Annotated in this window: 17 protein-coding genes; 15 read left to right on the top strand and 2 right to left on the bottom strand. The window is 52.4% G+C overall.

The features are described 5' to 3' along the window. Positions 1-39: 39 nt before the first annotated feature. The 11 genes from BUB06_RS14130 (at position 40) to adrA (ending at position 13,587) form a co-directional block, all read left to right on the top strand. Positions 40-936, top strand: coding sequence for a sugar phosphate nucleotidyltransferase (locus BUB06_RS14130; RefSeq protein WP_039473768.1), 897 nt, complete (start codon positions 40-42; stop codon positions 934-936). 230 nt (positions 937-1,166) lie between these two features. Further along, positions 1,167-2,573, top strand: a complete 1,407-nt coding sequence (gene gndA / locus BUB06_RS14125) for an NADP-dependent phosphogluconate dehydrogenase (RefSeq protein ID WP_039473766.1) — start codon at positions 1,167-1,169, stop codon at positions 2,571-2,573. A gap of 467 nt (positions 2,574-3,040) precedes the next feature. Then, entirely contained in the window at positions 3,041-3,334 is a 294-nt protein-coding gene (locus BUB06_RS14120; protein WP_039473763.1) for a hypothetical protein, read from the top strand. 75 nt (positions 3,335-3,409) lie between these two features. Continuing rightward, a complete protein-coding gene (locus tag BUB06_RS14115; RefSeq protein WP_039473761.1) occupies positions 3,410-4,087 on the top strand; it encodes a YjbF family lipoprotein in 678 nt (225 codons plus the stop codon). Between the two features lie 9 nt (positions 4,088-4,096). Next, a complete protein-coding gene (locus BUB06_RS14110) occupies positions 4,097-4,879 on the top strand; it encodes a capsule biosynthesis GfcC family protein (protein WP_039473759.1) in 783 nt (260 codons plus the stop codon). Beyond that, positions 4,876-6,999 (top strand): YjbH domain-containing protein, encoded by a 2,124-nt coding sequence (locus BUB06_RS14105; RefSeq protein WP_039473757.1) that lies wholly within the window; start codon positions 4,876-4,878, stop codon positions 6,997-6,999. Before BUB06_RS14110 ends, BUB06_RS14105 begins: the two co-directional genes overlap by 4 nt. Before the next feature lie 391 nt (positions 7,000-7,390). After that, positions 7,391-7,948 carry a chorismate mutase gene (locus BUB06_RS14100; RefSeq protein ID WP_039473755.1) on the top strand — a complete coding sequence of 186 codons (558 nt, stop codon included), beginning with the start codon at positions 7,391-7,393 and terminating at the stop codon, positions 7,946-7,948. 18 nt (positions 7,949-7,966) lie between these two features. Then, a complete protein-coding gene (locus tag BUB06_RS14095) occupies positions 7,967-9,595 on the top strand; it encodes a S53 family peptidase (RefSeq protein ID WP_039473753.1) in 1,629 nt (542 codons plus the stop codon). A gap of 325 nt (positions 9,596-9,920) precedes the next feature. Continuing rightward, positions 9,921-11,345, top strand: coding sequence for a glycoside hydrolase family 1 protein (locus BUB06_RS14090; protein ID WP_039473750.1), 1,425 nt, complete (start codon positions 9,921-9,923; stop codon positions 11,343-11,345). 110 nt (positions 11,346-11,455) lie between these two features. Beyond that, positions 11,456-12,292, top strand: a complete 837-nt coding sequence (gene licT / locus BUB06_RS14085; RefSeq protein WP_039473747.1) for a BglG family transcription antiterminator LicT — start codon at positions 11,456-11,458, stop codon at positions 12,290-12,292. Positions 12,293-12,525: 233 nt separating this feature from the next. Beyond that, positions 12,526-13,587: a diguanylate cyclase AdrA gene (gene adrA, locus BUB06_RS14080; protein WP_039473740.1), complete on the top strand. Its 1,062-nt coding sequence runs from the start codon at positions 12,526-12,528 to the stop codon at positions 13,585-13,587. Between the two features lie 72 nt (positions 13,588-13,659). On the opposite strand, the gene BUB06_RS14075 is transcribed toward adrA, so the two are convergent. Both BUB06_RS14075 and BUB06_RS14070 read right to left on the bottom strand, forming a co-directional pair. After that, entirely contained in the window at positions 13,660-13,947 is a 288-nt protein-coding gene (locus tag BUB06_RS14075) for a putative quinol monooxygenase (RefSeq protein ID WP_039473739.1), read from the bottom strand. A gap of 47 nt (positions 13,948-13,994) precedes the next feature. Next, on the bottom strand, positions 13,995-14,852 hold the full coding sequence (locus BUB06_RS14070) for a MurR/RpiR family transcriptional regulator (protein WP_039473737.1): 858 nt from the start codon (positions 14,850-14,852) through the stop codon (positions 13,995-13,997). 327 nt (positions 14,853-15,179) lie between these two features. On the opposite strand from BUB06_RS14070, the gene BUB06_RS14065 reads away from it, so the two are divergent. The 4 genes from BUB06_RS14065 to iolG all read left to right on the top strand — a co-directional run bounded on the left by BUB06_RS14065 (position 15,180) and on the right by iolG (position 20,800). After that, the gene (locus BUB06_RS14065) at positions 15,180-16,691 is read left to right on the top strand and encodes a CoA-acylating methylmalonate-semialdehyde dehydrogenase (protein WP_014914754.1); all 1,512 of its coding nucleotides are present in this window, start codon (positions 15,180-15,182) and stop codon (positions 16,689-16,691) included. A gap of 113 nt (positions 16,692-16,804) precedes the next feature. Continuing rightward, a complete protein-coding gene (locus BUB06_RS14060; RefSeq protein WP_039473909.1) occupies positions 16,805-17,065 on the top strand; it encodes a hypothetical protein in 261 nt (86 codons plus the stop codon). A gap of 102 nt (positions 17,066-17,167) precedes the next feature. Then, the gene (gene iolD / locus BUB06_RS14055) at positions 17,168-19,099 is read left to right on the top strand and encodes a 3D-(3,5/4)-trihydroxycyclohexane-1,2-dione acylhydrolase (decyclizing) (protein WP_039473734.1); all 1,932 of its coding nucleotides are present in this window, start codon (positions 17,168-17,170) and stop codon (positions 19,097-19,099) included. A 714-nt stretch (positions 19,100-19,813) separates the two neighbouring features. Then, on the top strand, positions 19,814-20,800 hold the full coding sequence (gene iolG, locus BUB06_RS14050) for an inositol 2-dehydrogenase (protein ID WP_039473732.1): 987 nt from the start codon (positions 19,814-19,816) through the stop codon (positions 20,798-20,800). Positions 20,801-20,853 lie beyond the last annotated feature (53 nt).

Below are 20,853 nucleotides of genomic sequence, written 5' to 3'. Positions count from 1 at the left end.
AACGTTTGATAAATCATAATTCAGCAAGAGAGTCAATCCATGACATCATTGAAAGCTATTATCCCTGTAGCAGGTTTAGGGATGAATTTGTTACCAGTGACCAAGGCCATTCCTAAAGAAATGTTGCCATTGGTTGACCGCCCGGTGATTGAGAAAATCGTCAACGAGTGTGTGAGGGCGGGGATTAAAGAAATTGTTCTGGTAACGCATGCGTCGAAAAATGCGATTGAAAACCACTTCGATACCTCGTTTGAGCTTGAATCTCTGCTGGAAGAACGTGCCAAGCGTCAACTGCTGGCCGAAGTACAGTCAATCTGCCCGAAAGGCGTGACGATTATGAACGTTCGTCAGGGGGAAACGCTGGGGTTAGGGCATGCGGTCTCCTGCGCTCGCCCAATCATTGGCGATAGTCCGTTTGTGGTGGTGTTGCCCGATGTGGTGCTGGATGAAAGCACGGCCGATCAGACAAAGGAAAACCTGGCGCTGCTGATTTCTCGCTTTGAAGAAACGGGGCGTAGCCAGGTGCTGGTGAAACATCGTCCTTATGAGGTGTTGCCTGAGTATTCTGTCGTCGATTGCGACAAACCGCTGGTGAACCCCGGCGATGCCGCAGCGATTACGTCTATGATTGAAAAGCCTGAGGCACCATCTGATACGGGGTCTGATCTATCTGCAGTAGGGCGTTATGTGTTAACTGCCGATGCCTGGCCACTGCTGGAAAAAGCGGTCCCTGGTGCATGGGGACGCATTCAGTTAACGGATGTGATTGCCGATATGATCGCGACTCAGCAGGTGGATGCTGTGCAAATGTCAGGCAAGAACTTTAACTGTGGTCGTAAATTGGGTTACGCGCAGGCATTTGTGTCTTATGGGTTACGCAACCCTGAGTTTGGTGCCGAATTTAAAGAAAGTATTAAGGCGCTGCTGAAAAAGTAATATTGAGTGATAACTTGCTGTAAAACCGCAGATCGTTGAATCGTTCTGCGGTTTTTTCTTTTTCCCACCATACGTTCCGATTGGGTGAGCTTTCGCTATCAAACCAATCACTACCCACTCACGCAAAGCTGAGTTACCATGTCGGCCTGTTTTTAAATTGCTTGCGAGGTCGCAACGCGAGTCGTTGTCGCCGTTGCAGGCAGGTTATCCTTCAGACAGGAGTTGCTTTAATGTCCAAACAGCAAATTGGCGTTGTCGGTATGGCGGTGATGGGGCGCAATCTGGCGCTGAACATTGAGAGCCGTGGCTATAGCGTTTCCATCTTTAACCGTTCTTCCGATAAAACCGATGAAGTTATCGCGGAAAATCCGGGTAAAAAACTGGTGCCTTCTTACACCGTTGAAGAGTTTGTCGAATCCCTGGAAAAACCCCGCCGTATTCTGCTGATGGTGAAGGCCGGTGAAGCAACCGATAAAACGATTGAATCGCTGAAACCTTACCTGGAAAAGGGCGATATTCTGATCGATGGCGGTAACACCTTCTATAAAGATACGATTCGCCGTAACCGCGAACTGTCCGCTGAAGGGTTTAACTTCATCGGTACAGGTGTATCCGGTGGGGAAGAAGGCGCGCTGAAAGGGCCTTCCATCATGCCTGGCGGCCAGAAAGAAGCGTATGAGCTGGTTGCGCCGATTCTTGAACAGATTGCCGCGCGTGCTGATGGCGAAGCCTGTGTGACCTACATTGGTGCTGATGGCGCAGGCCACTATGTCAAGATGGTGCATAACGGCATTGAATACGGCGACATGCAGCTTATTGCTGAAGCTTATGCATTGCTCAAGCAGGCGCTGAATCTGAGCAATGACGAGCTTGCCGCGACGTTCTCTGAATGGAACAAAGGCGAATTAAGCAGTTATCTGATTGAGATCACTGCCGATATCTTCAGGAAGAAAGATGAAGAAGGCAACTATCTGGTTGACGTAATTCTGGATGAAGCGGCTAATAAAGGTACCGGTAAATGGACCAGCCAAAGCTCTCTGGATCTGGGTGAACCGCTGTCTCTGATTACGGAATCCGTTTTTGCTCGTTACCTGTCTTCACTAAAAGATCAGCGTGTTGCTGCCTCTAAAGTGCTGACTGGCCCAACGGCTCAGGCATTCGGTGGCGATAAAGCCGAGTTTGTTGAGAAAGTGCGCCGTGCGCTGTATCTGGGTAAAATCGTTTCTTATGCTCAGGGCTTCTCACAGCTGAAAGCGGCATCCGACGAGAACAACTGGGATCTGAACTACGGTGAAATCGCCAAGATTTTCCGCGCTGGCTGCATCATTCGTGCACAGTTCCTGCAGAAAATTACCGATGCGTACGAGCAGAAGGCAGATATCGCTAACCTGCTGTTGGCCCCTTACTTCAAGAAAGTGGCTGACGAATACCAGCAAGCGCTGCGCGATGTGGTATCTTATGCGGTTCAGCAAGGTATCCCGACGCCAACCTTCTCAGCGGCCATTGCTTATTACGACAGCTACCGTTCAGCCGTGTTGCCTGCTAACCTGATTCAGGCTCAGCGTGACTATTTCGGTGCGCATACTTATAAGCGTACAGATAAAGAAGGCGTATTCCATACCGAGTGGCTGGAATAGCCGTTTCTTATGCTTAGATAGCACCGTTTGTTAATAAAACGCCAGATTAGGAAATATCTGGCGTTTTTTATATTTCTGAATCAGTGGATCGATATCGTTAGGATATCTATGACTTTTTTTCTGGAATACTGTAAATTTCCTTAAAGGAATCTGCTTTTTTACCGAGATCATTGCTGTTTATTACATCGGGATCTTGCTATTTTTAACGGTGTTGCAAAAATTGAGTTGTAGTTTTGCTTTCTGGTGTTGTTTGTCAGAGGTGGTTTTATCTCATAGAGGGGTTATTTCCTCATTGATAGTTTTATCGCCATTGAACTGTAACTCATTACTGGGAGGATCCCAGTAACGGTCAGTAACGACGCAAAACTCAATCGGTTTGCTGTTGTGCTGGCTGAAATGAAGGTCGGGGTATGGTCTTTTCGACGGTACCCCACCCTGAAGTACTTCATGTTAAAAAGGAAATCGTAATGAAGAAAACGTTAATCACGCTGGCTGCGGTACTGGCCATGTCGTCAAACGCGTTTGCTGTTGATGGCGTCTCTAGCAGCACTGCTGCGGGTACCTCTACCACCACGACCACCAGCGCTGCCGCTGCTGGTGCCGCTGGTGCTGGTGGTGCTGGCTTTGCTGCTGGTACTACTGCTCTGATTGCTGTCGGTGCTGCTGCGGCGATCGGTGTTGCTGTTGCAGTTGCTGTTTCCAGCAACGATAACAGCACTCCTGCGGGGACAACGACGGCAACGACTGGTACTGCTGGTTAATTTCGTTTCAACTCCAAGGCCACTTCGGTGGCCTTTCTTTTTCCAGGCTGCGCTGTTCAACGAGAACTGCATTTCATGACAAAAATGAAACGAATGGCAAAGGCGAGAGCGCTGATTGCCATCCCCCTTTTATCGGTTGTGCTGACTGGCTGTTCCCAAAATGTGGATCAAGTGGGGAAAACCTTCAAACTGGCGTTTTTTGGTCAGGATAACACCCATGTGACAACTACACAGGTTGCCAATACGCCCTATGCATCGGCCTATCTGAAAGTGGGTAAAGCGCCACAGGCGTTTGTTGTACTCGCTTTTGCCGAGCAGAATCAGTTGAAATGGATCGGGGCCGATAAAAATATGGTATCGACCCAACATGGGCGCTTGGTGAAAACGCAGGGTTTCGGCGAAGACATTACCTATGTGGATAACCTGCAACACGATCCCCTGGCGTTAGGCCTATTGAAAACATCGACGCCAATGACATGGCAGAGCCGGGTTGAGTGGTCGCAGGTTTTCCGTGGTGGTTACACTACTACGTCTGTTTTTCAGGCCCGCGGCAAAGAAAGCGTAAAGATTCTGGATACCTCGCGTGAGTTGTTGCGCTTCGATGAACAGGTGACCGTTCCCACTTTGAATGAATCTTATACCAATAGCTACTGGCTGGATCCAGCTAACGGAAGTGTGGTGCAAAGCCAGCAGTACATGGGACCGGGTATGGCATTGGTTACATTCACCGTATTAAAACCCTACGTACAATAAGGGGCTGAAATGTTGGCACTTAATCGTATCGCTACCTTGCTGCTGCTGGTTTCCGGTGTCGCTACCTCCGCACAACTGACGGTGAAATCGCCACAAGAGACGATCGCCGTCGTTAAACTGGACGACGGTACGCGCCTTGAAAAATTTTACGAACAGGTTCCTTGGCCACAGAATATCAATTGGCAAACGGCGTTTATTTCTGATTTCGCGACGACACAGAAGGTACGTGCGCAAGGAGATGTCTTGCTGGAAAAGCTGGCTGAACTGGAAACGCGCTGGCGCAATTCAGGCGATGGCGATCTGGCGATCTCCGCCTGGCTGCTGAGAAAGACGATTAACCCGATTAATGTTGCGGGTCGTATCCGTACCGATCTGGATCCTGACCGCGTGCGTGTCTATATAGAAAATAATCGCCCTCTGGTAGGGGAGTATGCACTATATGTGGCGCCTCATGATGACACGTTGTCGCTGATCGGCCTGGTGAATACGGCCGCTGATGTGGGTGAACTGGAGACATCGGGGAAAGTGGCGCTACGTGCAGGATGGTCGGTCGAGAATTATCTCTCAGAACGTCGGCTTCTTGCGGGAGCGGATAACAGTTACGGCTATCTGATTGGGGGCAATGGCAAGTGGCGCAAAGTGCCGCTGGCGCTGTGGAACCGCCAGCATGTTGAACCCGCTGCGGGCGAAACGCTCTTTATCGGCTTTGATCCCTCGGTGCTACCACAGGATATGTCATCACTTAACGATCAGCTTGCTGACTACCTTGCTAACCGGACTCCACTCGAATGACAAAGAACAGAAACGTTAAATTAGGCTGTCTGTCGTTGGCGATTGGCGGCATCTTGAGTGCGCAGGCGATAGCGGCTGAAACAGAAAGCAGCCGTACTGCGACAAACCCAAATATGCGCTTTCAGCCTGCGGGGGTATCGCAGGCTGATTTTGGTGGCACGGGCCTGTTGCAGATGCCGACGGCGCGTATGGCGCAGACCGGTGAGTTTAGCCTTAACTATCGCGATAACGAGGAATATCGGCGTTATTCCATATCTCTCCAGCTCTTTGAATGGCTGGAAACGACGATGCGTTATACTGACGTCCGTACCCGTCTATACAGCAATAACGCAAACTTTAGCGGTGAACAGACCTATAAAGATAAGTCATTCGATGTCAAGGCTCGCTTGTGGCAAGAAAGCTACTGGATGCCGGATGTTTCTGTAGGATTGCGTGATATTGCCGGTACAGGCTTGTTTGATAGCGAATACCTGGTAGCCAGTAAGCGTATGGGGCCGTTTGATTTCACGCTGGGCATGGGTTGGGGAAACATGGCCGAAAGCGGCAATATTAAAAATCCCGCATGCTCACTGAAAGCGAGTTTTTGCCAGCGTAGTGATTCCTATAAAACGGGAGGAGGACAGTTAGAGTTTGAAAACTTCTTTCATGGTCCAGCAGCATTGTTTGGTGGGATAGAGTACCAAACGCCGTGGGATCCTCTTCGGCTGAAACTGGAGTATGACGGCAATGACTACAGCCGTGAAACCTCTGGTAAAATTAATCAGGATTCCCCTTTCAACATTGGTGCCGTCTATCGCGTGGGCGATGTGCTAGACACCACGCTGTCGTGGCAGCGCGGCAATACCCTGATGTGGGGCTTTACCCTACGCACTAATTTCAACGACCTGAAGCCGAACTATTTAGACGATGCACCACCCGTCTATGCGCCAGTGCAGGATGGCAAAGGCACAAACTGGCAGCTTGTTTCGAAAGAGCTGAATGATAAGGCAGGCTTTGAGGACGCCGATATTTACGCGGACCAAAAGCAGGTCACCATTGTTGCCGATCAGACAAAGTATCGTGATAGTGAGCAGGCAACGCAGCGTGCCGCGACGGTATTGGCAAACCATGTGCCGGGTAGTATTGATGAATACCACATTGTTCAGCGCAGCCAGCGTTTACCGATTGCCAGCACAGAGGTGGATGCCAAAGCCTTCCATCAGGTTAAGCAGGCTGCCGTTCCACTGGGTCAACCGGAGCCTGAAACGCATCGCAAAGAGCCGGTATCTGACGTGCGTGGTCAGCAGGTGCTGCTCGCGGAACCCAATCGTCTGACGTATTCATTAGATCCGACGCTGACGCAGTCTTTCGGTGGTCCTGAATCCTTCTACATGTATCAGGTCGCACTGAAAGGTAACGTGGACTACCGTCTGAGCGATCACTGGAGCGTCGGCGGAACGGCAACGTTGAATCTGGTGAATAACTACGACAAGTTCAACTATAAAACCCCACCGGCGGATGGCGCAGCGCTGCCGCGCGTCAGAACCTGGGTGCGTGAATACATTACTTCTTCCGATCTGCTGTTGACCAACCTGCAATTGACTCGCATGGATAACCCCGCACAGGACTGGTATACGCAGGTTTATGGCGGCTATCTGGAAATGATGTATGCCGGTGTCGGTTCTGAAGTGCTGTATCGTCCGTTTGGTAAAAGCTGGGCGCTGGGGATGGATGTGAACTATGCCAAACAGCGTGACTGGAACGACATCATGAGGATGGCCGATTACGATGTGGTGACAGGACATCTGACTGCGTACTGGGAACTGCCGTTTGTGGAAGGTGCGGTAGCGAAGGTGAGCGTGGGCCGTTATCTGGCAGGGGACAAAGGGGTAACTCTCGATCTGTCTCGCCGTTTTGACAGCGGAATCATTGCCGGTGCCTTTGCGACCAAGACTAACGTCAGCGCCGCGGAATATGGTGAAGGAAGCTTTACCAAAGGCTTCTACGTCTCGATACCGTTTGATCTGCTGTTCACCGAACCAACGGTGAAACGTGGCGCTGTTGGTTGGGTGCCGTTGACGCGAGACGGTGGTCAGATGCTACAGCGTCGCAGCTCGCTGTATGGTCTCACCGAGCACTAATCAATCTTCGTTCGTTTAGGGTGAATCAAGCCCGTCATGGCCGAGTGCCACGACGGGCTTTTTTGTGCGCGCTTGCTTCACAGAGCAATATCGTTATTTGGTAACCAAAATGAACTGTTTCATTTGGTTATTGTTTGTATCTTAATCATCGGATGGTGAGGATTGCGCTTTTGGGGCCTGACTCTTAAGTTGCTTGTAATTTAGCAACTTAATAGCGGGTATCGCGACAGGCTGGGCGGTTTTCAAGAAGAAATGTTTCCTGTGGGTAACGGTTGAAATAGTTTCGTCATGGAAGATTCATATGGCGAAACCTATTATCTCCTGCCGCAATGGCGAAATAAAAATATAGCCATAGACCTTCATGGTGGTGCTGACAGGAGAATGTAATCCGATGAATTTGCCTATTTCCGCTGTTATCTCGTTAGTGATGAGCTCTGTTTGGTGTGTTCCTCTCTATGCCGCAACGCAGGACAATCCTCTTGGTATCTATCAACTGATTCAGGAGAGGATGGTGTTGATGAAAGATGTTGCGGGGTATAAGGCCCGCCAACACCTGCCCGTTGAGGATCTAAAACAAGAGGATCGTATTTTGAGTAAGGCGCGGGAGCAATCTGCTGCCGTGGGTTTATCCCCTCAGAGTACACAGCTGTTCGTGACTTCATTAATGAATGCCAGCAAAGCAATTCAGTATCGTTACATGGCGGACTGGCTTGCGACACCGGAGAGCGACTGGACGCCGCTTTCGCTGAACGACACCATTAGACCCACGCTACTCACGATTGATGACCAGCTCTTGGTGAGTATTAAACGTTATCTTGCGAATGGCGGGCATTTTGCGCCCCAGCAAGAGGCTACATTTCTTTCTTCTATTAATGTTGAGCATCTGTCACAGAGCGACAAACGCCAGATTTATGCGGCATTGAGTCAAATTGAACCAGACGGCAAATAGCTGAGTGGAGAGAAGACGATGACTTACCAATTATTGAAAGGGAGTGAACGCGGAAATATCGCTGACGCCGTGTACCGCGAACGCTGCTATGTTAATGAAAACGTCAGAGTCATGCTGGTGTTGCGTTTTACAACGCCAGATGATGAGTATTACACCGAACTGCACGATAGTATTGATCCACAATTTGGCGGCATCTGCGCCAATAAACCGCTGTCGCGTGCCAGTTATGCCAGAAAGTTCGGCGCTGATGAGGCCGATCTAGAGCATGTCCGTGCGTTTGCGCGGCATTATCGGCTATCTGTCGAGCGTGAACATGCAGCCAGCCGTACCGTCTTCTTGACGGGGACGGTGGAGCAAATGGAGCAGGCGTTTCGCGTGAGCTTAGCCCGGTATGACCACAAACACGGGGCATTTCGTGGCAGAGCAGGGGGAATTTATCTACCGGGATACCTACAGGGCGTGGTTATCGCCGTATTAGGCCTTGATGAACGTCTGGCATCGAACTGTTACCTGCGCATGAATGACGCGTTCTCTGCTACGGCAAAGCGTCTGTCGGGCTATACGCCGCTTGAGTTGGCAGAACTTTACCATTTCCCTGAGCATGACGGCGCGGGGCAGTGCATTGGCATTATTGAACTGGGGGGCGGATATCGCTTGCCGCAGTTGGCGCACTATTTTAAGCGAATGGGCGTCAACCCGCCGCAGATCGTCGATGTTTGTGTGGGCGGCGCTAAGAATGCCCTTGCTTCGTCAGATGGCGACAAAGAGGTGAACCCGATCGATATCGAAGTGCAGATGGATATCGAAATCGCGGGTACGCTGGCACCGGCTGCTAAAATTGTGGTGTATTTTGCTCCGAATACCGATGCCGGGTTTTTAGAGGCGATTAATGCGGCGATTCATGATGAAAAAAATGCGCCGTCGGTGATTTCGATTAGCTGGGGGGCCAGCGAGTCAGAATGGACCGCGCAATCATTACAGGTGTACAACCAGGCCTTTCAGACCGCCGCTGCACTAGGGATTACGGTGTGCGTGGCGTCTGGCGATCACGGTTCACAGGATGGGGAGCCTCATGGTTTACACGTCGATTTCCCTGCATCCAGCCCCTACGTTTTAGCCTGTGGCGGCACTCGCTTGCAAAAATCGATGGAAGAAACGACCTGGCATAACCGAGACGGTGGCGCGACAGGTGGTGGCGTCAGCCAGTACTTTGCGTTGCCCGGTTGGCAGTTAGGGATGTCTCTGGTCGACAAATATGGCGGTCATCATCCCTTACAACACCGCGGCGTACCGGACGTCAGTGGCAATGCCGATCCCGAAACCGGCTATCTGATTGAAGTTAACGGACTGGAAGGGGTTGTTGGGGGAACCAGCGCTGTCGCACCGCTGTGGGCGGGATTATTGGCGCGTATGCTCGCGTTAACCCACTCGGCATCGCTGTTTATTCCTCCCTTGTTGTACCGTAATCGTAATAGCTGCAAGGATATCGTGCGGGGAAATAATGGGGCATTCGTTGCCTCTGAAGGATGGGACGCCTGTACGGGACTGGGGTCGCCAGATGGAATGAAGTTGCTAAGGCTGCTGAAGCGGCTCGTGAGGCTCAATGGTAACGGCGTGCGCGACCGCGATGATGGGGACGAGCGGTGAGTCTGCATGCCTGGGATGGCTGCACAGGGGACACTCCTGCTCAGGTGAGGACATTATCGGTGATATTCATCACAGATCGCCCGACCTCGGTTTGAGTCTACGGCGGTTAGCAGATATAACCCGATAAGAAGGACGTGATCGGGCCAAGGCCCGAGCGAAACCTGATACGACGCATGTTATCCAGACATGTTCGTATCAGGTTTTTTTTTGCCTGAATCCAGCCCGATCGCGCGCTACCCATAACATCAGTGATGTCTCGCTGACATTGTCTTGTTGATAAATTGTCTTGTTGAGAAATTATCTCGTTGAAAAAAGGAGAGAAACCGTGAAATACCGTCATCTTAAGCGTTTCCCTGAGGGGTTTTTATGGGGCGCGGCGACATCGGCTTATCAGGTTGAAGGGGCATGGAATGAAGACGGCAAAGGGCCGTCGGTGATTGATGCCAGAATGTCCTATCCTGAGGGTACAACGGACTTTAAAGTCGCCAGCGACCATTATCACCGTTACAAGGAAGATGTCGCCCTGTTTGCCGATATCGGCTTTAAAACCTACCGTTTTTCCATCGCCTGGAGCCGCATCATTCCCGATGGCAGCGGCGAGGTAAACCCGGCGGGCATTGCGTTTTACCACAATCTTATCGATGAATTGCTGCATTACGGTATTGTGCCAATTGTCACGATGTACCATTTCGATCTGCCGCAGGCGTTACAGGAAAAAGGCGGTTGGTATAACCGGGAAACGGTGGAGGCATTTGAGCGCTTCGCCAACGTGCTGTTTGATGAATACGGCGACAAGGTGAAGTACTGGCTGACCATCAATGAACAAAATATGATGATTTTGCACGGTTCTGCATTGGGCACGCTCGATCCTACGTTGGAAAATCCGAAGCAGAATCTCTATCAGCAGAACCACAACATGCTGGTGGCGCAGGCAAAAGCGATGAATGCGCTGCATGAAAAAGTGCCCGGTGCGAAAATTGGTCCGGCACCCAACATTGCATTGATTTATCCGGCCTCATCGAAGCCTGAAGATGTGATGGCGGCGTTCAACTATAACGCGATCCGCAACTGGCTGTATCTGGATATGGCGGTATACGGACGTTATAACACCGCGGCCTGGCGCTATATGGAAGAAAAAGGCTATACGCCGGAGATTCTGCCCGGCGATATGGATATTCTGGCGTCGGCCAAACCCGATTTTATCGCGTTTAACTATTACACCTCGCAAACGGTTGAAGCCAGCAAAGGCGACGGTTCGGATGAAATTGCACGCGGAGGTGACCAGCACCTGAAATCGGGTGAAGAGGGCGTGCATCGTGGTGCAAGCAATCCGTGGTTGCAGAAAAACGCCTTTGGCTGGGAGATCGATCCGATAGGCTTCCGCAATACGCTGCGTGAGCTGCACGATCGTTACCATTTGCCGCTGATCATTACGGAAAATGGGCTAGGCGCGTTTGATACGCTGGATGAAAACGGTGAGATTCACGATGATTACCGCATCGACTACCTGCAACGCCACATTGAGCAAATCCAGCTTGCGATCACCGACGGGGTAGATGTCTTCGGCTACACGCCATGGTCGGCGTTGGATCTTATTTCCACCCATCAGGGATGCTCGAAGCGCTATGGTTTTATTTACGTTAACCGTGAAGAATTCGATCTGAAAGATCTGCGGCGTATCCGTAAAAAAAGCGCATACTGGTATGCTGATGTCATTAAAAACAATGGGCTGGATAGCTCAGAAGCGTAATCGAACCTTACACGAACAACATTGAAAAGACGCCTCGTCGATATCACGTTGGGGCGCTAAACGGTAGGGAAGGCCTGCGTGCCTTCCCATCAGACAGGACGGCTGATGCGATGATCATTGAAAAAATACTGAGCAATAACGCCGTGCTGGTGCTGGCTGATGACCGACGGGAAATTGTGGCGATTGGCAAAGGCGTCGGCTTTGGCAAGAAAGTGGGTGACCCTATCGATCCGCAGCGTATTGAAAGCCAGTTCGTGAAGAAAAGTGACGGTATAGCCGATGTGCTGTCACAACTGCTGGCGGATATTCCGCCCGACTGTCTGGCTGTGACGCAGCAGATCATTACTCTGGCACAAAAAACGCTGCGACTTGATGTGCAGGACACGCTGTTTCTGGCCTTAAGTGACCATATTAATTTTGCTATTCAACGCCATAAAAAAGGGCAAACGATCAAGAACCTGATGCTATGGGATATTCGCCAGTTCTATCGCAGTGAATTTGCCATTGGGCTGGAGGCGCTGGAACTGATTCGTACCAGACTGGATATTGATTTACCGGAGGATGAAGCAGGGTTTATTGCGCTGCATCTGGCGAATGCGACGAATAACAGCGATATGCAGAGCACGATGCAAAGCCCAGGTATCATTAAAGATATTCTGACCATTCTGAAATACGATCTGCATATCACGTTTGATGAACATTCCCTTAATTATCAGCGTTTGGTTACGCATCTGAAATTTTTCGCTCTGCGTTTGTTAAATCGGGAAACGGTGAACCACGGTGATGATTCCATCTATCAGGGGATTACCGAATTGATGCCGCGGGCTTATACCTGTGCAATGAAGGTATATGATTATGTGGAAAAAAATTACAGTTGCCAGCTAACAACAGATGAGATCATGTTTCTGACCATTCACATCAACCGGTTACAACCCTCTCCAGCTTAATAACATGGGCTATCATGATGGGGACGTCTACGGCAATAATCGGAATGGGACGAAAGCCACGGGTAAGACCAGCTACCTTTAACATCCGTGCTACTCTCTCCAACCCTTACGACATCACTTCGTTTCGTTATGTAACAAAATAAATTCAAAAATTGTTCACTCGTGCTGACATGCTTTCAGCCATAATGTTCTTTTTTCTCGCTATTTGTTCGTGAACCGCAATGGGGGTCGTTATGTCAGCCTCGCCGCCGACGTTTTTGACGGTAGATGTACGTCGCTCAGGGCTACGCTTTTCCCAGCGAGTCTATATTCCACGGATTGTCGGTACGATACTGTGCGCTCTCTTTATTTCCTCGGTGCTAATTACCCGGCCTGTCCCGACGCTCTTGTGGGTGTTGCTCTTTCTTAACACCTTTATCTGGCCTCACATTGCCTACACGCTATCCCTGCGGTCACGCGACCCGATGCAGTGCGAGAAGCGTAATTTATTGATTGATGTGGCGTTTGGTGGCATCTGGATTGGGTTTATGGGCGTGAATCTTCTGCCCAGCGCCGTGATTGCGGCAATGGTAGGGATGAACTGCACGGCTGGCGGTGGAGTAAGGCTGCTTGTTCAGGGCATCGTCTTACAGTGTGTCGCCTGTGTGCTGGTGCTTGTGCTGTTTTCCGTGCCGGTTTCGTTGGATACGACACCGCTACAGCTTTATGCCTGTCTACCGATGTTGCTGGTCTACCCGATTTTTCTGGGTTATGTCACTTACACTACTGCGCTGAAACTGGCGGAACACAAACGTATGCTGATGGAAGTCAGTATTCATGATGGGATGACCAGCCTCTATAACCGTCACCACTGGGAACGTCTGCTAAAGCATGAGTATGATAGTTGCCAGCGCTATAAGCGTACGGCGACGCTAGTCCTGTTTGATATCGACCATTTTAAAGCCTTTAACGATAACTTTGGGCACAATGTCGGCGATCAGGCGATATTGCTACTGGCGCGTGAGCTGACATCCGGCTTTCGGGAAACGGATGTGATTGGGCGATTCGGCGGAGATGAGTTTGCCGTTATTTTACCGCAGACTAGCGCGGGAGAGGCGTTAGACGCCGTGAATCGCATTCGGGAGAGCTTATCGCTGAAATTCCTGAACCAAACGCCGCAGCTGGCGGTGTTTGTCAGCGTCGGCATTGCGGAGATTTCACCGGAAATGGGTCAATATATTGACTGGTTAAAGACCGCCGATATGGCACTTTACCGGGCAAAAAACAAAGGCCGCCGCCGAACTGAGGTTGCCTGAATATGCAAAGAAACGGTGGGAGCTCCCGTCGTTACTTTCAAAATAGGTTGATAGCCAGCGAGCGGCGCAGCGTTACTCAAACGGATCCATCAGCAGGAAGGTGCACTCGGCGCGCTGGTGGCTATTGATCATCGGAACCAGACGCTGGAAGTGTTCTGTCTGGCAGTGAATATCCAGCGCGGCTCTATCCGGCCAGGCTTCGATAAAGGTGAAATGCCCCGGATCTTTCTGATTGATAAAAAGCTCATAGGAGATGCACAGCGGCTCCTGTCGGGTTTTCTCCACTAATTCGCGGTACAGCGGCATGACGATTTCAATGCATTCAGGCTTAATAAAATCCTGTGCGATCACTTTAAGCATAAAACGGCTCTCCCTCTCTGTGAGTCCTGCTAATTAAACGATTCCAACTAGCCGCGCTGCTGTTTTTCACTCTGATCTGCGCCGTTTCCCTGCCGGTAGGCCAGCGACACCATCAGCGATTGCACCAGACATAGCGTGGCGGACTGTGACCGGAACGCATCAACCTGCGCCTCCTTCACGACAAAGCAAACGTCGCTGAGCGTCGCCAGCGGGCTAATTTGACTGTCGGTAATCACGATTTGCCGCGCGCCGGCTTTTGCTGCCATCTCACTGACCATCACGGTTTCCTGTGAATAGGGCGAGAAGCTAATGGAAACCACCACGTCGCGTGAGCTGACTCGGCTGAGCTGTTCGCGAAACATGCCTCCCAACCCGTTGACCAGAATCGGGCTGCTTTCCAGATGACTGAGCGCATAGGTCAGGTAAGTGGCGACGCTGAACGAGCGCCGAAGTCCTACGATATAGATGGTTTCCGCCTGTGCCAGCAGATCGACGGCTTTTTGCAGATCCTCTGGCGGGGTGCGTGCCGCCAACTGCTGCATCGCCTGTGCGTTTGAGCGGGCAAACTCATGCAGAATATCCAGCGGCGTTTCTGGCACGGCGTCAGCTTCCATCGCCCGAAACAGCCGCGCCCGGTCGGTATAGCTGGCGGTTTCCTCCACCAGATTCATACGGAACAGCTGTTTCATTTCGTTGAAGCCGCTGAAATCAAAGGCGTTGGCGAAGCGAATCAACGTTGAGGGGGGAACGTCAGCGCGTTCGGCGATCACCGCGACGGTATCGAACGCGATGCTGTTGGTATTATCCAGCACATAGTGCGCCACCTGCTGTAACCGCTTGCTGAGCGAATCATAACGCTCGCGGATCTGTTCCTGTAACTCTCTCAGGCTGGTTGCCATGGGCATATCGGGTTATCTCCCAAAGACGTATAAGAACCTATCCCATTAGGGCGATTTCATGACTGGCGCCTGAAACGGAACAGAAAATTCATTTCTGGATACGGTTGTTTTATCTGTACGACATTTTTGGCGGCACGCCTTTTATCGATACGGCTATTTTCAGAGGCTGCTCGCCTGTCTTTATGGACGGCTGTCTTCAAGTTTACATAAAAATTCGCAGCGGATCACAATAATCAACATTTATTTTATTTTTACGTTAAATGGAATATTCATTTCATATACTGTAATCCGATGTCAGCCGTTTGTCTCCTCAAAACCCACAAAGGTGTAAACATGGAAACCGTATCTAACTTCATTCAGGGGGCGATTGCCTCCAGCAACAGCCAACGCTACGCCGCGGTGTATAACCCAGCGACGGGCGAGCAGATTCGCCAGGTTGTGATGTCTGATAAGGCGGAAGTCGAGCAGGCGATTGCCAGCGCGGCGGCGGCATTCCCTGCGTGGTCAAAACACTCTCCGCTACGCCGTGCGCGCGTGCTGTTTCGCTTCAAAGCGCTGCTGGAAGAACGAATGGATACGCTGGCCCGTCTGATTTCACAGGAGCACGGCAAAGTCTATTCCGATGCCGTGGGGGAGGTGACGCGCGGTCTGGAAGTCGTTGAATTTGCTTGTGGTATTCCACATCTGCAAAAAGGCGAACACTCGGCGAATGTCGGCACTGGAGTGGATAGCCACTCACTCATGCAGCCGCTCGGCGTGTGTGTTGGGATTACGCCGTTCAACTTCCCGGCGATGGTGCCCATGTGGATGTTCCCGATTGCGCTGGCGACCGGCAATACCTTTGTGCTGAAGCCGTCAGAAAAAGATCCATCGCTTTCGCTGCTGTTAGCGCAACTGCTGAAAGAAGCGGGTCTGCCGGATGGCGTGTTTAACGTTGTTCAGGGTGATAAAGAAGCGGTGGACGTACTGCTGACCGATCCGCGGGTACAGGCGGTAAGCTTTGTGGGATCGACGCCGGTGGCGGAATACATTTATCAGACGGCGTCGGCACATGGCAAACGCTGTCAGGCGCTGGGCGGGGCGAAAAACCACTGTATCCTGATGCCGGATGCCGACATGGACATGGCTGCCAGCGCGATCATGGGCGCGGCGTTTGGCGCTGCAGGCGAGCGCTGCATGGCGCTGTCGGTGGTGGTGGCTGTTGGTGATGACACGGCGGAAGCGCTGCATCAGCGTCTGAGCGCACAGATCAAAGCAATGCGCGTCGGGCCAGGTCTGGTTGACGGGCAGGAAAATGAAATGGGGCCGGTGATCAGCGCACCGCACCGGGCGAAGATTGCCGACTATATTCAAAGTGGCGTCGATCAGGGCGCGACGTTGCGCATCGATGGCCGCACGCTGTCTGTACAGGGGCACCCGCAAGGCTACTTCATCGGGCCGACGCTGTTCGATAACGTCACGCCGGAGATGAAGATCTATCAGGAAGAAATTTTTGGCCCGGTGCTGTCCGTAGTGCGCGTGCCGGATTACCAGACGGCGGTGACGCTGATTAATAACCATGAATACGGCAACGGCACTGCTATTTTTACCCGCGATGGTGAAACAGCACGCCAGTTCTGCGAAGAGGTGCAGGCAGGCATGGTCGGCGTAAACGTACCGATTCCGGTGCCGATGGCATTCCACAGCTTCGGCGGCTGGAAGCGCTCCATTTTTGGGCCGCTGAACGTTCACGGCAACGACGGCGTGCGCTTCTACACCCGCATGAAAACCGTCACCAGCCGCTGGCCCGCCAGCGTCCGTCTGGAACACCACACCAGCAGCTTCGTCATGCCCACGCTGGAGTGAGGATGTCATGAAAGAACTAAACCTCTGGCTGGTTCATTACGATAAATGGCAGGGCAGATTTATTGTTTTTCCTTTCACGTAAAAAAATTGCGCTGAGGTGGCGTGACCGTCGGGTGAGCGACAAGGATGTCGCGAAAGCCAGTGCCGCGCCGGACAAAAACGTCAGAGACGTTTTTGAACAGCACTTGTGCTGGCCCGAAGGGCGAGCCCCGTTTATGGGGCGAGTAATCGCGTCACTGGTGGCCCGGCTACGGGCACGAACGCTGAAGGTATCGCGTAGCGACGCAATTTCCCGTGGAAAAGCCTGGGGTCACGGGGCAGCGGCGATTGAGCTGCCCGTGTCGGGCGTGTGCAGCAGTGTGAAAAATAAGTAATTTGTGCAACACGCACGAAACTTTATGCCGACTGACATAGAAATCGTTTCTATGGCTAGCACGGTGGCTAGCCGTCTGGATAAAACAGGTAGGAGTAGATCAATGGATACGTGTCGCATCACCATGGCGCAGGCGCTGGTCAGATTTCTCAACCAGCAATACCTTAGCGTAGACGGTGAAGAATCCCCCTTTGTGCAGGGCGTCATGACCATTTTCGGTCACGGTAATGTGCTGGGCATCGGTCAGGCGCTGGAGCAGGAGGCGAATCGTCTCACCGTGCATCAGGGGTGCAACGAACAGGGAATGGCGCATATCGCCGTCGGATTCGCTAAACAGCACAAACGGCGGAAAATCTATGCGGTGACCTCATCGGTGGGGCCGGGCGCGGCAAATATGGTGACTGCGGCGGCGACCGCCACCGCCAACCGCATTCCGGTACTGCTGTTGCCGGGCGACCTCTTCGCCTGCCGACAGCCAGATCCGGTGCTGCAGCAGGTCGAGCAATATCACGATCTGTCGATCAGCACCAATGACTGCTTCAAACCCGTTTCCCGCTATTGGGATCGCATTAATCGCCCTGAACAGCTGATGAGCGCGCTGATTAATGCGATGCGTGTGCTGACCGATCCGGCGGATACTGGCGCGGTAACGCTGTGCTTGCCGCAGGATGTGCAGGCGGAAGTCTGGGACTATCCGGCATCGTTTTTCCGCAAGCGCGTCCATCATCTCGAACGACGCCCGCCGGATGCGGCACGGCTGGATCAGGCGGCGGCGCTGATTGCGAGCAAGCGTCGCCCGATGCTGATTTGCGGCGGCGGCGTACGTTATTCCGGCGCACATGAGGCGCTGGCGCAGTTTGCCGAGCAGTTTGCGATTCCGTTTGGCGAAACGCAGGCGGGCAAGGGCGCGATTGTTTCCTCACATCCGCTGAACTGCGGCGGTATCGGCGTGACGGGCGGGCTGGCGGCGAATCGGCTGGCGCACGAGGCGGATCTGATTATCGGCGTCGGGACGCGTTTAACCGATTTCACCACCGGTTCCAAGTCGCTGTTTCAGAACCCGAACGTTGAATTTTTACTGCTCAACGTTGCCGAGTTCGATGCACTAAAACTGGAGGCGCTGCCTCTGATCGCCGATGCGCGTGTCGGGCTGGAGGCGTTGGCCGAACGGCTGGAGACGGTATCGTATCGTAGCGGCTGGCAGCAGACTGTCGAGCTGGCTCGTGCGGAATGGGAACGCGAGCTACAGCGGCTGTTTACTGTGCAGGATAACGGTGAACTGGTGCCGGAAGTGGTGGATGGTCTGGAAGACAAACTGGATGAATACCGCCAGATGCTGAATACCCATCTGACGCAAACGCGCGTGTTGGGCATTCTGAATGAGAAACTGGAAGACAACGCGATTGTGGTGGGAGCGGCGGGTTCGTTACCGGGCGATCTACAGCGCGTGTGGCAGGTGAAAACGCCGGACAGCTATCATCTTGAATATGGCTATTCTTGTATGGGATACGAGATTGCGGCGGCGATTGGTGCACGCCTTGCGGCACCGCAACAGCCGGTCTACGCGATGGTCGGCGACGGGTCTTATTTAATGCTGCATACCGAACTGCAAACGGCGGTACAGGAGGGCATCAAAATCACCGTGCTGCTATTCGATAACGCGGGCTTTGGTTGTATTAACAACCTGCAAATGAGTCAGGGAATGGGGAGCTTCTGTACGGAAAATCGCTACCGCGATGCGGAGTCGGGGCAGTTGCGCGGTGCACTCATTCCGGTGGATTTCGCCAAGAACGCGGAAAGCTACGGCTGCAAAGCGTGGCGGGTGCATGATGAAGCCTCACTCAGGCAGGCGCTGACGGAATCACGCGAACATCCGGGACCCGTGCTGCTCGATATCAAAGTACTGCCGAAGACCATGACGCATGGCTACGAATCCTGGTGGCGCACCGGCACGGCACAGGTTGCCGACAACCCGGAGATTGAGGCTGCTGCCAATAGCGTGAAAGCCGCGCTCTCCCGCGCCCGACAGTATTAAATGCTCCCCTTTCGCACTGTCTCTTAGTCACAGTTTTTATGAAGACTAAGAGACGGTTTCGTGCGCGATAGTGCCGTCATTTTCATGCTACCCCGTAGCACGCGCCCGACAAGGGACGGCTCAAACGCCGCTCGCCCCTTGACCCCAGGCTTTCGGCGGGAATTATGCCGCTTACGCGGTGCCTTCGTCGGTATCTGGCTTAACGGACCGCTTGCGACACGTTCCATACGTGGCGCAAGCTTTCGCCGCGTCCTGCGGCTCATCCGAAGCCAGCTATCTCCTCAGCATAATTTTTTACGCCTGATAAGGGCAAAATTCGCGATGACTCTCTGTATTCGTGTTTCTGAGAGGAGTGAATACGGAAGATGATTAAACTGAAACATCCATTTCATTTTCAAACCACGGTTTCATTTTCTCTCCTATTACGTTCCTGCACAGCTTCGATCTGCTGACAGCCTTGTATACCTCCACAGACTTACTCACACGATGTGTGATTGGGGTTGCAGAAAACAGCGAAGATGTCATGAAAATGTTAACTGGCACGCAAAAACATAATTTTCAATTTATACAAAACTGAAATAAATGTTTTATTTTATCTATCAGGATTCGCGGTAAAGAGCGGGTGATGATGAGGCTGGGGAGAATGCGACTAGCCGTTATCCGTCACTTTTTCAGTCTGGCATTACACGCCACTCAGGCAGCAAGGGAGCATCTATGTTTAACATCGCTTTACTGGGCGCGGGCCGCATCGGTCAGGTCCATGCAGTGAACATCGCGGCACACAAAGAAACCAACCTGTACGCGGTGGTCGATCCCAACCCGGCAAATGCCACGGCGCTGGCAGAACGTTATCATACCAAAGTAAAAACGGTTGACGAGGTCATGAGCGATCCGGCGGTACACGCCATCCTGATTGCCTCCGCAACCGATACGCACGCCGACCTGATTGAGCTGGCCGCCAAACATGGCAAAGCCATTTTCTGTGAAAAACCGGTGCATCTGGATATTGCTCGCGTTCGCGATTGCCTGACCGTCGTCAAACAGCAGAACGTGCCACTGTTTGTCGGCTTCAACCGCCGCTACGACCCGCAATTCCGCCGCGTCAAAACGCTGGCGGGTGAAGGTCGCATTGGCAAGCCGGAATCTCTCCTGATTATCTCCCGCGATCCGTCGCCGCCGCCTGCTGAGTACGTCCGCGTTTCCGGCGGTATGTTCCGCGACATGACGATCCATGATTTCGATATGGCGCGCTTCATTATGGGCGAAGAGCCCGTGTCGGTCTTTGCGCAAGGCAGCAATCTGGTCGATCCGGCAATCGGTGAAGCGGGTGACATCGATACCGCGTTTATCGTGCTGAAATTTGCTTCTGGCGCGATGGCGACCATCGTCAACAGCCGCCGCTCTGGCTACGGCTACGATCAGCGTCTCGAATTGCATGGCGCGAAAGGCGTGCTCAGCGCGGGCAACATCCGCGAAAATGTGGTCGAGCAGTGGACCGACGACGGTTGTCTGGCGGCGAAACCCGAATACTTCTTCCTGCAACGCTATCACGCCGCCTACGCTGCAGAGTGGCAGCACTTTGTCGATGTGCTGAATGGCCGCACGCAGCCGGAATGCTCCGGGCTGGACGGTGAGCGTGCGCTAAATCTGGCGGATAAAGCCTTTGAATCATTGGCTCAAGGCAAGGAGGTCGCCGTGTAACCCTATCGGCATCGGCACATCGCGTTTTACCTGCTTTCAACCCTACACCCATA

Origin of the sequence: Pectobacterium carotovorum (assembly GCF_900129615.1) — a bacterium.
Lineage (GTDB): Bacteria > Pseudomonadota > Gammaproteobacteria > Enterobacterales > Enterobacteriaceae > Pectobacterium > Pectobacterium carotovorum.
Note: the sequence above shows the minus strand (reverse complement) of the source record. Positions and strands in the feature narration are given on the sequence as shown.

What these genes read in the sequence shown, in the direction of transcription:
- BUB06_RS14130 (WP_039473768.1), top strand. Translation starts at nt 40, where the DNA reads ATGACATCATTGAAAGCTATTATCCCTGTAGCAGGTTTAGGGATGAAT.
- gndA (WP_039473766.1), top strand. Translation starts at nt 1,167, where the DNA reads ATGTCCAAACAGCAAATTGGCGTTGTCGGTATGGCGGTGATGGGGCGC.
- BUB06_RS14120 (WP_039473763.1), top strand. Translation starts at nt 3,041, where the DNA reads ATGAAGAAAACGTTAATCACGCTGGCTGCGGTACTGGCCATGTCGTCA.
- BUB06_RS14115 (WP_039473761.1), top strand. Translation starts at nt 3,410, where the DNA reads ATGACAAAAATGAAACGAATGGCAAAGGCGAGAGCGCTGATTGCCATC.
- BUB06_RS14110 (WP_039473759.1), top strand. Translation starts at nt 4,097, where the DNA reads ATGTTGGCACTTAATCGTATCGCTACCTTGCTGCTGCTGGTTTCCGGT.
- BUB06_RS14105 (WP_039473757.1), top strand. Translation starts at nt 4,876, where the DNA reads ATGACAAAGAACAGAAACGTTAAATTAGGCTGTCTGTCGTTGGCGATT.
- BUB06_RS14100 (WP_039473755.1), top strand. Translation starts at nt 7,391, where the DNA reads ATGAATTTGCCTATTTCCGCTGTTATCTCGTTAGTGATGAGCTCTGTT.
- BUB06_RS14095 (WP_039473753.1), top strand. Translation starts at nt 7,967, where the DNA reads ATGACTTACCAATTATTGAAAGGGAGTGAACGCGGAAATATCGCTGAC.
- licT (WP_039473747.1), top strand. Translation starts at nt 11,456, where the DNA reads ATGATCATTGAAAAAATACTGAGCAATAACGCCGTGCTGGTGCTGGCT.
- adrA (WP_039473740.1), top strand. Translation starts at nt 12,526, where the DNA reads ATGTCAGCCTCGCCGCCGACGTTTTTGACGGTAGATGTACGTCGCTCA.
- BUB06_RS14075 (WP_039473739.1), bottom strand. Translation starts at nt 13,947, where the DNA reads ATGCTTAAAGTGATCGCACAGGATTTTATTAAGCCTGAATGCATTGAA.
- BUB06_RS14070 (WP_039473737.1), bottom strand. Translation starts at nt 14,852, where the DNA reads ATGCCCATGGCAACCAGCCTGAGAGAGTTACAGGAACAGATCCGCGAG.
- BUB06_RS14065 (WP_014914754.1), top strand. Translation starts at nt 15,180, where the DNA reads ATGGAAACCGTATCTAACTTCATTCAGGGGGCGATTGCCTCCAGCAAC.
- iolD (WP_039473734.1), top strand. Translation starts at nt 17,168, where the DNA reads ATGGATACGTGTCGCATCACCATGGCGCAGGCGCTGGTCAGATTTCTC.
- iolG (WP_039473732.1), top strand. Translation starts at nt 19,814, where the DNA reads ATGTTTAACATCGCTTTACTGGGCGCGGGCCGCATCGGTCAGGTCCAT.